13 protein-coding genes and 1 tRNA gene are annotated in these 15,124 nt (G+C 65.4%); 9 read left to right on the plus strand and 5 right to left on the minus strand.

The annotated features are described in order from the left end of the window. Positions 1–169 precede the first annotated feature (169 nt). Positions 170–256, minus strand: a tRNA-Leu gene (locus tag CURSPS6_RS11050). A gap of 363 nt (positions 257–619) precedes the next feature. Here CURSPS6_RS11050 and CURSPS6_RS12840 point away from each other — a divergent pair. The 7 genes from CURSPS6_RS12840 to pknB are packed head-to-tail and all read left to right on the plus strand — an operon-like array spanning position 620 to position 11,010. Continuing rightward, complete coding sequence (locus tag CURSPS6_RS12840) at positions 620–1,660, plus strand: FhaA domain-containing protein (RefSeq protein WP_030016202.1); 1,041 nt, start codon at positions 620–622, stop codon at positions 1,658–1,660. Continuing rightward, entirely contained in the window at positions 1,660–2,160 is a 501-nt protein-coding gene (locus tag CURSPS6_RS11060) for an FHA domain-containing protein (RefSeq protein ID WP_030016204.1), read from the plus strand. The genes CURSPS6_RS12840 and CURSPS6_RS11060 overlap by 1 nt, the downstream gene beginning before the upstream one ends. A gap of 5 nt (positions 2,161–2,165) precedes the next feature. Then, the gene (locus tag CURSPS6_RS11065) at positions 2,166–4,028 is read left to right on the plus strand and encodes a PP2C family protein-serine/threonine phosphatase (RefSeq protein ID WP_051687961.1); all 1,863 of its coding nucleotides are present in this window, start codon (positions 2,166–2,168) and stop codon (positions 4,026–4,028) included. Then, positions 4,025–5,521, plus strand: coding sequence for an FtsW/RodA/SpoVE family cell cycle protein (locus tag CURSPS6_RS11070; protein WP_082470495.1), 1,497 nt, complete (start codon positions 4,025–4,027; stop codon positions 5,519–5,521). The genes CURSPS6_RS11065 and CURSPS6_RS11070 overlap by 4 nt, the downstream gene beginning before the upstream one ends. Beyond that, positions 5,518–6,960 (plus strand): peptidoglycan D,D-transpeptidase FtsI family protein, encoded by a 1,443-nt coding sequence (locus CURSPS6_RS11075; RefSeq protein WP_030016210.1) that lies wholly within the window; start codon positions 5,518–5,520, stop codon positions 6,958–6,960. The genes CURSPS6_RS11070 and CURSPS6_RS11075 overlap by 4 nt, the downstream gene beginning before the upstream one ends. Further along, a complete protein-coding gene (locus CURSPS6_RS11080) occupies positions 6,957–8,810 on the plus strand; it encodes a protein kinase domain-containing protein (protein WP_082470497.1) in 1,854 nt (617 codons plus the stop codon). Before CURSPS6_RS11075 ends, CURSPS6_RS11080 begins: the two co-directional genes overlap by 4 nt. Before the next feature lie 10 nt (positions 8,811–8,820). Continuing rightward, entirely contained in the window at positions 8,821–11,010 is a 2,190-nt protein-coding gene (gene pknB, locus CURSPS6_RS11085) for a Stk1 family PASTA domain-containing Ser/Thr kinase (protein ID WP_035811269.1), read from the plus strand. A 48-nt stretch (positions 11,011–11,058) separates the two neighbouring features. On the opposite strand, the gene CURSPS6_RS11090 is transcribed toward pknB, so the two are convergent. After that, positions 11,059–11,697 carry an anthranilate synthase component II gene (locus CURSPS6_RS11090; RefSeq protein WP_030016216.1) on the minus strand — a complete coding sequence of 213 codons (639 nt, stop codon included), beginning with the start codon at positions 11,695–11,697 and terminating at the stop codon, positions 11,059–11,061. A 178-nt stretch (positions 11,698–11,875) separates the two neighbouring features. Next, positions 11,876–12,577 (minus strand): class E sortase, encoded by a 702-nt coding sequence (locus tag CURSPS6_RS11095; protein WP_235503776.1) that lies wholly within the window; start codon positions 12,575–12,577, stop codon positions 11,876–11,878. 261 nt (positions 12,578–12,838) lie between these two features. Here CURSPS6_RS11095 and CURSPS6_RS12410 point away from each other — a divergent pair, with 261 nt between their 5' ends. Both CURSPS6_RS12410 and CURSPS6_RS11105 read left to right on the plus strand, forming a co-directional pair. Further along, positions 12,839–13,306 (plus strand): cell division protein CrgA, encoded by a 468-nt coding sequence (locus CURSPS6_RS12410; protein ID WP_082470500.1) that lies wholly within the window; start codon positions 12,839–12,841, stop codon positions 13,304–13,306. Then, positions 13,307–13,573 carry a hypothetical protein gene (locus CURSPS6_RS11105; protein ID WP_030016224.1) on the plus strand — a complete coding sequence of 89 codons (267 nt, stop codon included), beginning with the start codon at positions 13,307–13,309 and terminating at the stop codon, positions 13,571–13,573. A gap of 50 nt (positions 13,574–13,623) precedes the next feature. Here CURSPS6_RS11105 and CURSPS6_RS11110 read toward each other — a convergent pair whose 3' ends face one another. After that, positions 13,624–14,358 (minus strand): hypothetical protein, encoded by a 735-nt coding sequence (locus CURSPS6_RS11110; protein ID WP_030016226.1) that lies wholly within the window; start codon positions 14,356–14,358, stop codon positions 13,624–13,626. Between the two features lie 130 nt (positions 14,359–14,488). Continuing rightward, a complete protein-coding gene (locus CURSPS6_RS11115) occupies positions 14,489–15,037 on the minus strand; it encodes a YceI family protein (protein WP_030016228.1) in 549 nt (182 codons plus the stop codon). Positions 15,038–15,124 lie beyond the last annotated feature (87 nt).

Here is a 15,124-nt window from a genome sequence, read left to right on the forward strand (position 1 = left end):
CTTTTTGCGAGCCGTCTAGGTAAGTTTACTTTTCACCCGAGCGGGCCCCGCCCACTGACCCGGCACGCGGGTCGGATCGCCCGCGAGTGCGTTAACGAAAAACTCCCCGACCACCATGGTGGCCGGGGAGTTTCATTCGGTCGGATCGAAAACCTTCGATCGCGACCCCTGGTGCGCGAGGGGGGACTTGAACCCCCACGCCCTCTCGGGCACACGGACCTGAACCGTGCGCGTCTGCCAATTCCGCCACTCGCGCAAGTGACTCGCGCCCCACCGAAGCGGACACGCGAAAGGCAACGCTGATTATCATAACCAGACGATCCCGGGAGTGTCTAATCCGGGAACGGTGTCCTTCGCCACCGCACGGGTCCGCGCGGGCATCGCGTCTTTTCCTAGCCTCGAATCCCCGTATAGAGGTCATCCACAGCCGAAAAAGCGCACCGAAGGAAGGGCCGTCAAATCCACACTCGACCCGCTATCACGCGGGAGAAGCGCCTATCATCCTCTATTCAGGCTCGGTCTCTACTATTCTTATGACCGAGGCCGTACGCGGTGGCGGTGCCCCATACCCAGAAACAGGGTTGCCCCGGGCCCGTGACCGATAGACCAGGAGGCAACCATGGGACTCATTGAAAATGTCGAGCGTGGCCTCGAAAAGGCTGTGCGAGGCGTCTTCAACGCGGGGTCGAGGAGCCGGATCGAACCGGTCGACGTCGCCAGTCGCTTGCGTTCCGAAATGGACAAGAAGTCCTACGCAATCGCCGAGGGCCGCACGATCGCGCCCAACGTGTTCACCATCGAATTTTCCGACGCCGACTTCCCCCGCGCCCAAGACTGGGGATACGAACTCGCCGAAGAACTCTGCGACGTCGCGATCCGCCACGCCCGATCGCAGGGATACACGTTGCGAGGCGCCGTCCGCGTGACCTTCGCCCGCACCAAATCCGACGAGCTCCAAAAGGGCGAGTTCCTTGTCCTCTCCTCCCAGGAACGCTCCGGGGCGCGAGGACGCAATGGCGCGGCACCTTCCGGGGGCCAGCAGCACCGATACAACGGCGGCCAGGAGGGCGGGCGACGCCCCGAATCCGCCGTCGGCCAGCAAGCAACCAGCGTTCCCGCCGAATCCGATGGCCATGCCCGCGGATACGCGCCGGACTATGGTCATTCCTCGCCCGATGCCTCCTATGCGGCACCGGTTGCGGCGGCGGCCGCGTCGAGCAGTTCCTTGCCGAGCGGGTCCTCGAGAATCGCCCCGCGCGCCCCCGGCCGCCGCGGCCCGTCCCAGCGCCAGCCATCACCCGACGCAACCCAGGTCATGGACTCGACGGGCGGTCAACGCCCGCCGCACCGGGCGCAACCGAATTACAAGCCGGTGCTGGACATCAATGGTCAGCGCTTCTCGATCCAGGCATCCTCGATCGTTCTCGGACGCTCCTCGGAAGCGGACATCACGATCGAAGACACCGGCGTATCCCGGCGCCACCTCGAGATTCTCAACCAGGACGGCGTTTTCCTCGCGGTAGACCTCGGGTCGACCAACGGTTCCACCATCGACGGCGAACGACTGCGCGGCCGGCACGAACTCGTGGACGGAACGGTCATTACAATGGGTCGAACCAAGATCACGTTCCGCCTGCTGACACCGAGGAGTAGTCACTAATGGCCTCAGAGCTGACCGTCACACTCCTCAGGTTCGGATTCCTGGCCCTGCTGTGGGTATTCATCTTCGTCATCCTCGCCGGGCAACGGCGTGATCTCGGCATCGGTCAAACGTTGCGATTCACGTCCTTGCCCGGGCGGAAGAAGAAAAAGCAGGCCGCGACCCAGAGCGCGGCCGCCACCGGCCCTCAGAAGCAACAGGCCCCCAAACGTCCTAGTCAGCTCTCCATTATCGAGGGTCCCGGCTCGGGTACGACCCTGGAAATCGGCGCCTCTCCCGTGATGCTCGGTCGCGCCCCGGACTGCACCCTGCCCCTCGACGACGACTACTGCTCCGGTCACCACGCCCGCCTGTTCCCGCAGGGGTCCCGCTGGTTCTTGGAAGACCTCGGGTCCACCAACGGCACCTTCGTGAAAGGCCAACGCCTCACCCGGGCGACCCTCATCGAACCCGGCGTCCCGTTCACCACCGGTAGAACCGTCCTCGAGTTGAGGCCCTGACCTCGATGAGCATCGCCTTCCGCTACGCAGCGCGCTCCGATACGGGGCGGGTCCGCAGTAAAAACGACGATTCCGCCTACGCGGGTCGATACCTGGCCGTGGTCGCAGACGGCATGGGCGGCCACGTCGGCGGAAACGTCGCGTCCGCTTCGACGGTTCTGGACCTCACCCCGCTGGACCGTAGCGACTACGACGGCGACGCCGGAACCTTCCTGGCCGACGAAATCCAGACGGCGAACATCATTCTGAACCAGCTCGTCGAGCTGAACCCCCTTCTGGCCGGCATGGGAACCACCTGCACGGCGTTGCTGGTCGACGGCGACGAACTCGAGCTGGCCCACATCGGCGACTCCCGCGCCTATCGGTTGCGCGGCGACGAGCTGGAACAGATCACCACGGACCACACCTTCGTCCAACGCCTGGTGGAAGAAGGCAGGCTGAGGCCCGAGGAAGCGGAAAACCACCCCCACAAGAACGTCATCATGCGAGTACTGGGCGACACCGACGCTTCCCCCGAGCTCGAGCTCAAGCGGGTCGACGCCCAGGTCGGCGACCGGTGGTTGCTGTGCTCGGACGGGCTCTCCGGAGTGGTTTCGGACGAGGTCATCAAGTCCCTCCTCGGGTCTTCGAACGACCTCCAACAGATTTGCGAGTCCCTCGTCGAGCTGACCCTCGACGGAGGGGCACCCGACAACGTGACCGTCGCGATCGTCGAGGTCAACGAAGCAGCCAGCCTGGCCAACGCCGTCACGAGCCGCATGGACGCCGTCGGGCGGGATAGCCGGGCGGACGAGCACCCCCAGGGCGTCTCCGAGGAGCCCCAGCCGGAGGGCCTGCCTGCCAGCGCGGGCGTTTCCGCCGTGGACGACGCAGGCAACGACGTGCGCAATGCGGACCACGAGTGGCCCAAGTTCCTCGACGAGGACGAAGCCTCTACCCCGCCCTGGAAGGAGAGCCCGTCCGAGGACGACGCCTCCGGCAGTCCCAGCCAGGAGCCAGACCAGCACGACGAACACCCCGAGGATTCCGCGGATTCCGAGGATCCCGTCCGAGCGCCCTGGCGCCGTCGCCTTCCTCGCCACAACGGCGAGAAGCCGGCACACACCCTGCGTCACGGTCGCTGGCGTGGCGATTCGTTCTCGGACTCGGTGCTCAACGCCATGACCCAGCGCTCGGGCATGGACCTCGACGAAGCCCGGCAGCAGGTCGAAAGCTCCGCGTCGATCCTCCGGCGAGAGCTCGCAGAACGCCCGCACCTGCTGGTCGGCGCCGCGGCCTCGGCAACGCATACCGGCCAGATCCCCACCGTCACCGACTCGACCGTGCAGCGACGGGCGACGCTCGCCCGCACCACGTCGATCGATTCCGACGACGGCGAGGAGATTCCCGACGAGCTCCTCGAAGAGATGGACACCCCAGACCACCGCAGAAAGCGGCGCTGGGGGCTGACCGCTTTCATTTGGGCCTTCATCGTGGTTCTCCTGGCCGGGGCGGCATGGGCCGGTCTCACGTGGGTGAACAACCAGTACTACGTGGGCGTCAACGACGGCAAGGTCGCGATCTACCGCGGCGTGGACCAGTCCCTCGGCCCGATCCACCTCAACAGCATCGAGCAGGACACCGACATCAAGGTCAAGGACCTCCCCGAATACTCGAAGAGCCGGGTCACCAGCGGAATCCACGCGGACTCCGTCAAGGACGCGCAACGTATCGTCTCGGATCTCGGGCTCGACAAGCAGCCCAACGGCCCGCAGCCGACGCCGCACGGCACGGTCTCAAATGCGGGGCCATCAGATGAAAATTCGTCCGATTCCGGCAATGATGGACAGAAGCCCAGCTCAAGTGGTTCAGGAGGGGACGGTCAATGAGCACTCAGACTCACACCGCGCAGAGCACCGACCCCGACGTCACGGACGAGCCGCAGGTCCCCAAACCCCGCCGATTCTTTGAACTGGTGTTGTTGGTCATCTCGTGGATCGTCGGCATCGGGGCCATGTGCCTCGTCGACCTGGACCGAGTCGCGGCCGGAGACGGACACATCATCGGCGCGGGCCTGGTGCTCGTGCTGGGATCGCTCCTGATCCACGTGATCCTGCACGTCAAGGCCAAATACGCCGACCCGTTCATCCTCCCGATCGTCGTCGTGCTCAACGGCATCGGCCTGACCATGATCTACCGGATCGACCTCACGACGTCGTCGTCGGTCATCGGCTCGCAGACGGCCTGGAGCGCCGTGGCCATGGTCGCCTGCGCCGCGGCGCTGTGGTTCCTGACGAACCATCGATTGCTGCTGCGCGTGACCTACATCAGCCTCGCGGCGTCGATCTTCCTCCTGTTGCTTCCGCTCCTCCCGGGCCTCGGCCAGGAGATCAACGGCGCCCGCATCTGGATCGCCGTCGGCGGCAGAACCTTCCAGCCGGGTGAGATCGCCAAGATCACCCTCGCCATATTCTTCGCCGGCTATCTTTCCGCCAACCGGGACCTGATCCTGCTGGCCGGCAAGAAGATCGGCAAGGTCCGCCTGCCTCGCTTCCGCGACTTCGCGCCCATGTTCGTCGCCTGGCTCGTGAGCATCGGCGTCCTGGTGGTCCAACACGACCTTGGCTCGGCGATCCTCTTCTTCGGCCTGTTCCTGGCGATGCTGTACCTGGCGACCAACCGGCTGACGTGGGTTGTGCTGGGCCTGGTGCTGGTCGCCATCGGCGCTTTCCTGGCCTACAAGACCATCAGCCACGTGACCGTACGCATCGATTCCTGGTTGCACGCGTTCGATCCGGCGGTCTACAACCAGCAGATGGGCGGATCCGGGCAGATCGTCCAGGGGCTGTTCGGCCTGGCGTCCGGCGGCCTCTTCGGGCGCGGTCTCGGTAACGGCCGACCAGACCTGGTCTCCTTCGCGAACTCGGACATGATCATCACCGCCATCGGCGAGGAGATTGGGCTCCTCGGACTCGGTGCGGTGCTCATGCTCTTCCTGTTGCTCGTGACCCGCGGTTTCCGCGCCGCGATCGGCACTCCCGACGCCTTCGGCAAGCTCCTCGCGGCCGGGCTCTCCGCCGCGATGGTCCTTCAGCTGTTCGTCGTGGTCGGGGGCGTGACCCGCATGATCCCCCTGACCGGCCTGACGACCCCGTTCATGTCGGCCGGCGGCTCCTCGTTGCTGGCCAACTGGATCATCGTCGGGTTGCTCCTGGCGATCTCTCACTCGGCTCGTTCCCCCCGCGTGGTCAACGACGACGCGCAGAACGAGCAGATCGCCGATACCGGCGAGCTGGGCGCCACGGCGGCCATCTCCCGGCTCGGCAAACCCACTCATGAGGAAACTGCTTCTTCCCCACATTCAGCAGGAGGTCACTCGTGAACCAGGCCATTCGAAGGACGTGGCTCGCAGCGGCGGGAGTTTTCATTCTGCTCGTCGGGTCGCTGACCTACGTCCAATACATCCACGCCGATGCGCTGGAATCCAGCCCGTGGAACAGCCGCCAGCTCTACGACCAGTACGGTTCGGCGCGTGGTTCGATCCTGGTCAACGGTTCCCCGATCGCCCAGTCGGTGCCGACCGACGACAGCTTCGGCTACCAGCGGCAGTACTCCCAGACCGATGAGTACGCCGCCCTGACCGGGTACTTCTCCATGGTCTACGGTTCAACCGGCCTGGAGTCCGCCCTCAACGACGAGCTCTCCGGCAAGTCGGACTCGCAGTTCTACGACCGCATTGCCCAGATGTTCTCGAATCAGGACACCCACGGCGCCTCGGTCGAGCTGACCATCGACCCCAAGCTGCAGGCCAAGGCCACCGAGCTATTGCAGGGCCACAAGGGTTCCATCGTTGCGATGAACCCGAAGACCGGTGAGATCAAGGCGATGGCCTCGTCGCCGAGCTACGATCCCAATCAGCTCTCGGCCCACGACTCGCAGTCCGTGATTCAGGCGTACTCCGAGCTGAACCAGGATCAGAATAAGCCCCTGTTCAATCGGTCGATCGGCGGGGATCTCTACGCCCCCGGATCGACCTTCAAGATCATGGACGCGGTGGCGGCCCTGGAATCCGGCAAGTACACCAAGGATTCGACCATCGACAATCCCCAGAACCTCCCGCTGCCGGGAACCAACACGACCCTTCCGAACTATGTGAACGGTCAGTGCTCGACCCGAGACAAGGCATCCATCCAATGGGCTCTGGAACAGTCGTGCAACACCCCGTTCGCCCAGATCGCAATGGACCTGGGGGAGGATAAGATTGCCAAGACGGCTCAGAATTTCGGATACGGACAAAAACTCAATGTTCCGATGAGCGTCACTCCGTCCAACTTCCCCAGTGGCATGTCCAAGAGCGAGCTAGCGTTGTCTTCGATCGGTCAGTATGACGTCAAAACCACCCCTCTGCAGGTGGCCATGATGTCGTCCGCCATCGCCAATAACGGCGTCCAGATGAAACCGAACATGATCAAGACCGTTCGGTCCAATAGCCTCAGCACCCTGTACGATTTCTCCGCCGAACAGTTGCGCCAATCGACGTCGCCCGACGTCGCCCACCAGGTTCGCGATTGGATGGTCAATGACGTCGACAACGGCATCGCCTCCGGCGCCAAGGTCGACGGCACGAAGGTCGCCGGCAAGACCGGAACCGCGGAGACCGGCACGGACGGAAGCAACGAGGCGTGGTTCACCGGATTCGCCCCGGCGGACGATCCCGAGCTGGCTGTTGCTATTGTCTATGAAGACGTAGACGCGGTCACCGGCGCCCAGTTGACGAGCCCCGGAGCCAAGCAACTCTTTGAGGCGGTGTTGAATCAGTGAGGCCCTCATCCTCGACGACCCTTGGTGGTCGCTACGGCCTGACCGAACGCATCGCCGTCGGCGGTATGGGCGAGGTCTGGAAGGCCAAGGACAAAGTCCTCGGCCGAATCGTCGCCGTCAAAATCCTCAAGGAGGAATACACCGGTGACCCGGGCTTCCTCGAGCGTTTCCGCGCCGAGGCCCGCCACACGGCATTGCTGAATCACCCTGGCGTCGCCAACGTCTTCGACTACGGCGAGGAAGAGGGCTCGGCTTACCTGGTCATGGAGCTCGTCCCGGGCGAGCCGCTGTCGAACATCATCGAGCGGGAAAAGACCCTGCCGGCGGACCGGACCCTCAACATCATCGCGCAGACGGCCCGCGCCCTCGCGGCCGCCCACGCCCAGGGGCTCGTGCACCGCGACGTCAAGCCCGGCAACATCATGATCACGCCGGACAACCGCGTGAAGGTGACCGACTTCGGCATCGCCCGCCTGGCGGACCAGGTTCCGCTGACCGCCACCGGCCAGGTCATGGGCACCGCCCAGTACTTGGCCCCGGAACAGGCCACCGGGCAGACCGCCACGGCGTCCTCGGACCTCTACTCGCTCGGCATCATCGGCTACGAGTGCCTCGCGGGGAAGCGTCCGTTCACCGGAGAGTCCCAGATCGCGATCGCGTTGGCCCAGGTCAACGACCCGCCGCCGCCGCTACCCAAGTCGGTTCCGGTTCCTGCGCAGGCCATGATCATGTGCCTGTTGTCCAAGGACCCGGCGCAACGACCCGCTAACGCCACGACGCTCGCCAGCGGCGTGGACGCCATCCGCCGCAACGACCTCAAGGCCGCGGTCAAGGCCGTCCCCGGCTTGTCGACCTACCTGCCGATGAGCACGGACACCGGCCAGACGCAGCCGGTCACGGCGCCCACGGAGGCCATGACCGGCGGGGACGGTTCAAAGCAGTTTGGATCCGGCGCCTCCGCCGCGGGGTATCAGACCCAGCCCACGACCTCCCAGTTGCCGGCCGTCGGAGAACCCCGGTCCCTGAAGTATCAGGGCGACTACTCCGATTCGGCCGACGCCAAGACGTCCAAAGGCTCGGCCGTCTGGAAGTGGCTCGTGCCGGTCCTCGTGCTGTTGCTCGCGGTCGGGCTGGGCATCTGGTGGATCGTCCAGTCGGGCTCCGACACGGGCGCCTCGGCCTCTCCGGGAAGCAACGGCACCGTCTCCTCGGCGCCGTCCACGACCTCCTCATCCCAGGCCAGCTCCGGGTCGAGCTCCAGCTCGAGCAAAATGGTCTCGGTGGATGTCAGCAAGTACAAGGGGAAGAAGCTCGACGACGTCGTCTCCCAGCTCGCCAGCCTGGGGCTGACCGTGCGTTCGGAGGGCCAGAATTCATCCGAGGCGGAGAACTCCGTGCTCGATGTCTCCCCGAGCGGGCAGGTGGCCGAAGGCTCCAACGTGACCGTCGTGTATTCGACGGGCCCGGAATCCGTTTCGTTGCCGGGCTCCATGGTCGGCAAGGACGCGGATTCGGTGATTCAGGAGATCACCAAGCTGGGTGTCAACGTGACCCGTCACGAGCAGCCCTCGGACGAGCAGTCCTCCGGCAAGGTCATCCGCACCTCGCCGGCGGAAGGCGCCAAGGTCACCGTGGGATCCAACGTGGACGTGTACGTCTCGACGGGATCCGACTCGGCGTCCTCCCCGACGTCGACCCCCAGCCCCTCGCAGACGGCGACGCCCGCGCCAACGCAGACCAACACTCCCGCACCATCGCAATCCGTTCCCCAGAGCGAAGGTCTGAACCAAGAATCATCGAATCAACAGGGTGATAACGCCGAAGGCAACACCCCCAGCTCCAACGGGTGATGGAAACTCTATGACTGTTCGCGTCCCTCGCATTCTCGATAATCGTTACGAGCTCGGCGAGATCCTTGGCTCCGGCGGTATGGCCACGGTCTACGCCGCCGAAGACACCCGGTTGGGGCGCCCCGTGGCCATCAAGGTCCTGCGCCCCGAACACGCCAAGAACGCCGTTTTTCGGATCCGTTTCCGGCGCGAAGCCGAGGCGATAGCATCCCTCAACCACCCCACCATCGTGGCGGTCTTCGACACCGGCACCTTCCGGCCCATGAGCGCCGATGAGGCGCAGGCCGACCCCGAGGCCACCGCGCCCATGCCCAAGGTCGAGCTGGATCGCGTGGAAGGTGAGGACACCGCCCTCAAGAACCAGGACGACGCCGACGCGGTCCCCTACATCGTGATGGAGAGCCTCAGCGGCCACACCCTGAAAGAGGTCATGGCCACGACCGGCCAGTTCCCGGTCGAGCACGCCGTCAGCTACGCGGAAGGCGTGCTCGACGCCCTCCAGTACAGCCACGAGCACGACATCATCCACCGTGACGTCAAGCCCGCGAACGTCATGGTCCTGGAGCGCACCGAAGAGGACCGCGCGCTGAATCGGCCGTCCAGGATCAAGGTCATGGACTTCGGCATCGCCCGCGCCATGACGGAGAGCGCAAAGCCCCTCACCGAGGCCCAGACCATCATGGGGACCGCCCGCTATATCTCCCCCGAGCAAGCTCGCGGCGAAACCGTGGACGAGCGCTCCGACCTGTACGCCGTCGGCTGTCTGCTGTACCAGATGCTGGCGGGCCGGCCCCCGTTCGACGGGGAGTCGAGCGTCGACATCGTGGGCAAGCACCTGCGCCAGACCCCCGCGCCGCCGAGCGAATACCGCCAGGAGATCTCGCCCGCCCTGGACGCCCTCGTGCTGAAGGCCCTCGAGAAGAACCGCGCCGACCGCTTCCAGTCCGCGGAAGACTTCGCCTTCGCCCTGGACAACGCCTCCCACGGGATCAGCGTCAATCACGCAGGGTCCACCGAGGATGACGCCACCCAGGCCATCGGGGGCGTCACCGGCATCGCCGCCGGAGCCACTGCGGCCGGCGCAGGCGCCGCGGCCTCCCGCGCGGCGGACCACCACGGCATCGCCCAGGACGACGAGGCCACCGAGACGTCACTGGTCTCCGACCAGAGCGCGGGTCCGGATGACGACTCCGAATACACCATGAGCGATGGCGCCCGCACCGAAATGGAGGACGCCAGCGTCTCCGGTTTCTTCCCTTCGGCCCAAGACGAGTACACCGACGACGAACTCTACGAGTACGAGCGGAACAAGGCCTTGGCCGCGAAGAAGCGACGCCGCACGGCGTGGAAGAACGTGATCCTCGGTCTCGTGATTTTCCTGCTGGCCGCGACCGCCCTGGGCGCCTGGCTCTACTACCAAAACGAGCTCAACAAGCCGGTCTACGTCAACGTTCCGACCGTCGCGAGCCAAACCGAGCAGCAGGCCGAAGACAGCCTCCGCAACGAGGGCCTCAAGGTCAACGTCAAGGAGGATTACTCCGACAAGGTCGAGTCCGGCCACGCGATCGGAACCGATCCGGAAGACGGAACTCAGGTCGAAAAGGATTCAACCGTGACGCTGAAGGTCTCCAAGGGACCCTCCTCGGTCACGATCCCGGACGATCTCGCGGGCCAGTCCGAGGCCTACGTCCGCTCCCGGTTGGAAGAGATGGGGCTGAAGGCCGGGCGAGTTCAGACCGCCAACAGCCCGTCCGTCCAGGCGGGGCTGGTGATCGGCACCGAGCCCAAACTGGGTGATCCGGCCTCGGCCGGGAGCACGGTCAACCTGATTCTGTCGACCGGCAAGGTCCAGGTCCCGAACGTGGTGGGGATGAATCGGGACACCGCGATCTCCACGCTGACCAGCCAGGACACGTTGCTCTCGACCGAGATCATCACGGAGGACTCCACCGAGCCCGCCGGAACCGTGATCAGGCAGTCGGCCCAGGCGGGAACGTCCATCGCCCAGGGATCCACCGTGACGATCACGGTCTCCTCCGGCCCCAAGGCGACTCCCTCGCCGACGCCGTCCTCCTCGCCCAGCGGTGGGTCCAACAACAACCCGGGCGCCGGAAACGACTCGAAGCCGAGCAGCAGCCCGTCGCCGTCGAGCCCGGCCCCGTCCAGCTCCGCCGAGCCCAACCCGAGCAAGAGCCAGTAAGCAGGCCCCGCCCCGCTGGCCCCCGGAGCCCGGGGGCCAGCGGGATTCCTAGGAGTCGATCAGCGGCGACAGCTCGCGGGCCTGGCGCACGGCCCCCGAGAGGCCGAGCGATTCCAGCCAATTTCCGACCATGAGGTAGCCGTCCTCCGTCAGCACGGATTCGGGGTGGAACTGCACCCCGTGGAGCGGGGCCGTCCGGTGACGGATCCCCATAATGATTCCGGATTCGGTGGTCGCCGTGGCCTCGAGCTCGGAAGGCAGCGTGCCCTCGGCGATGGCCAGGGAGTGATAGCGCGTGGCGGTGAACGGCGAGCGGACCCCTTCGAAGACCGACGCCGAATTGTGCGTGAGCACGGAGGTCTTGCCGTGCATCAGCTCCGGGGAGTGGGTGACGGTTCCGCCAAAGGCCTCGGCGATGGCTTGGTGTCCGAGGCACACGCCGAACAGGGATTTCTGGTGCTCGGCCGCCCAGTGGATGAGGTCGACGCACACCCCGGCATCCGCGGGCGCGCCCGGCCCCGGGGACAGCAGGATGCCGTCGTGATCCTCGGCCATGCGGATCGCCTGTTCCGTGGTGAGGTCGTCGTTGCGGATCACGGTGGTCTCCGCACCGAGCTGCTGGACGTAACCGACCAGGGTGAAGACGAAGCTGTCGTAGTTATCCACCACGAGAATCTTGATGGTCATACGGGACTCCTATTCATCCACGGTCACGTCCGGCCGCAAGGGGCTGTACTGCGCGAAGTGTGGAAACACATATTCCATGAGGATCCACACCGCAACGGCAATTAAGACTATCGCGAAGACGATCCGTAGCCACAGGGGGCCCGGCAGGTGACGGAAGATCCATCCGTACATGGTCGATTCAGCCCTTCCCCACCACGTGGGCGATCTCGGCGGGTGGCCCCGCGGAATTGGGTTGCCAGCCGTCCATGACCGCGTAGGCGATGATGCGCTCCTGCGCCCCGAACCGCGGATTGCAACTGGTCAACGTCATGATCCTGTCCTTGGGCTCCTGCCCGGGGTGCCCCGGAACAGGCGCGATGGCCGAGACCTCGCTCGGCAACACAATCTCGTTATTGCGGAAGGTATACGTGTAGAAGCCGTCCGCCGTCTGGACGTAGATTTTGTCGCCGGCAACGAGCTTGTCGATCTGGTCCAGCACTTTTCCGTTGGTCTGCCGGTGCCCCGCGACCGCGAAATTCCCCACCTGGCCCGGCATCGCGCTGTGGGCGTAGTGGCCGAGGCCGAGGGTATCCAGGACGTCGCTGCCCGTCCCCTGAATGACGGGGCGCTCGTAGTCTTCCCCGAAGCGGGGTATGTACACAATGCCGATCGGACCGCCGTGCTCCGGCGCCTGCCTGACCGGGGGCTCGCCTTCCTTGCCTTCCTCCGGCGGCGGCAGCGGGGAGGCGTGCTGAAATGAGTCCTTCATGCTCTGCACGGCCTCGGATTGAGCCTGACCCGCCGCGATGTTGGTCCACCAGAGCTGCCACACCACAAAGAGGACGACGATCAGCCCCGCCGTGATGAGCAATTCACCCACGATCTGGACGGCCCACCCCAGGGGGCCTCGTGGCCTTCGCGTGCCGGCTTGGCCGCGGCGCCTTTCGCGGGAAGATCCCACAGGTACCTCCAAGTGGAAAACTACGCCGCTGACTCTGCTGATATCACGCTGTGAATCCGCGGTCCGAAGGGGCATGTGCCAGACGGATTAGTTAGACTCGACAATCGGGTATGCGGCCAAAAGACTGGGGCCACCCGACACATCATTCTAGCGTGTAGGGGTCACCGCCGAGCACATCACGCGGAAGTTCAGGAGGACCATATGGCCGAGAAGAAGAACACCGGCGAGAAAGACCTGGCCACCGAGGAAACGGCGGCCAAGACGTCCGGCCGACGCCGGATCGGCTCGCGTCGCGCCGGCAAGGACACCACTCCCGCCGACAGCGGCGAGGCCGTCGACAAGACCGAGCGCACCACGTCTCTGGTCGCCGACGACGATTCGGCAGAGGCCACCGAGAGCCCGAAGGCCAAGAAGAAGCGCCTGAGCGCGGAGGATGAGCGGCTTCAAAAGATCGCCGACGAGATGACCTCGAACGTTCGTCAGGCCTCCCCGACGCCGACCTGGTACATCGCCATCATGCTCGGCTTCATGATCATCGGCTTGCTGTGGATCATGACCTTCTACATCTCGGATCAGACTCTGCCCATTCCGGACCTGAGCTTCTGGAACATCGCCGTGGGCATCGGACTGATGATGATCGGGCTGGTCATGACGACCAGGTGGCGCTGAGTGCCGGAAGACCGCTCGGAGGCTCCCTCCGGGGAGCAGCCACAGAACCCGGCCGATCGGGAGGGTGCCAGCGGTGGCGAGGGCGTCGAGGAAGCGACCGACGGACGCCGTGCCTCCGAGGAAAATCGGCCCGCGCCGCACCACACTCGCGAAGACCGGCCGGATATCCGCGCGGCCAAAACGGAGACGGCCGTCCGCCGCTGGGCCCTCCTCCTGCTGGTGCTGATTCCCGCCGCGTATTTCGTGATCCAGAAGCTTCTTTCCTAGGACCAGAGCAACGGGCGGGCCACGCACCGCACGCGGTACGGCCCCGGCCCTTAGCCCGTGATCGCCGTGTACCCGGCGTCGACGGCCATGAAGACCGGCACGACCCAGAACACCAGGGACCATGCCGCCGGGCCCCGCCTCCCGCCGCCCTGCGCGGCATCCCGCGCGGCGGCGGCTGACCGCCGCGTGGCCCGGAGCCGGCCGAGCGTCGAGACGATCGCGATCCCCACGACGCCCGCCGCGGCGACGACCGCGAGGAAAGCCGGCATCCCGGTGAAGACCACGGGAAATGCATCCCGCCGGGACAAGATGGCGCCGGCCGCGCCCGCGATGATCGCGATGCCGAAGACGGCCACGAAGACCCCCACGCGGTAGATCGCGGTGCTTCCCCAGGCGGAGGTCGCGGTGACCACGAAGACGATCGCCGCCATCAGGACCCAGCAGACCAGCGTGGCCACGTTAATAACCAGGTCCGCGCCGGTGATCCAGTCGCGGATCGCGTACGAGCCGATCAGCAGCATGAGAACTTGCACGACCACGGGCAGCGCGATCCTGAGCAACGGCGTCGCGTCTCGAGAGGGGGCCCGGAAGCCTCGCGAGGCCGCGTAGTCGGCCGGCGGACCCAAGAGCCCCTCGGGGTCTTTCCCGGCGGCGTCGCTGGCCTCGTGGGCTTCGGTCAGAAGGTCGGCGATCTGCGTCGGGTTCGCGCCCGCGAGCCGCAACGAGAGGACAAACTCGTCTACCCAGCGTCGATGAGCTGTGGACCATTCCTTGAGCGTCGTCATGCGCCTCTTCTCTCGCCGGCCGTTGTACCTCCTTCGACGGTAGCGCACCCGACCGACCGTGGGTCACGCACGACAAAGCCCTCCCCACCGCGCACGCGGCAGGGAGGGCTTGCCTCATTCGAGGAGTCGATCAGGCCTCGGGAGCGGTGAACGCCACGTCGAGGGAGATGGCGACCTTGTCCGAGACGAGCACGCCACCGGTTTCGAGGGCGGCGTTCCAGGTGATGCCGAAGTCCTTGCGGGAGATCGTGGCGGTGGCCGAGAAGCCGGCGCGCTTGGCACCGAACGGATCGACCGCGACGCCGCCGAACTCGCCCTTGAAGGACACCGGGCGGGTCTCGCCCTTGATCGTCAGGTCGCCGTTCAGGGTGAAGTCCTCGCCCTCGGAGACGATCGAGGTCGAGGCGAAGGTCATGGTCGGGTAATTCTCGACGTCGAAGAAGTCGGCTCCCTTGACGTGACCGTCACGATCGGGGTTGCGGGTGTCGATGGAGGCCATCTGCACGGTGGCCGTGACCGAGGAGTTCTCGGCGGGCTCGGCGACGACGAGGTCAGCGGAGACCTCCTGGAAGTTGCCGCGAACCTTCGAGATGCCCGCGTGGCGGACGGTGAATTCCACCTCGGAGTGGGCCGGGTCGAAGTTCCAGGCGCCGGGGGTCAGGTCGTTGAACGAAGTCATGGGGGAAATCCTTTCTTGATGTTCTGTCGATAATTACTTTACTCGTAAAGTAATTATCCGCAAGCCCCCGGCGAGAAATTTTTCAAC

This window comes from Curtobacterium sp. S6, assembly GCF_000710345.2.
Lineage (GTDB): Bacteria > Actinomycetota > Actinomycetes > Actinomycetales > Micrococcaceae > Rothia.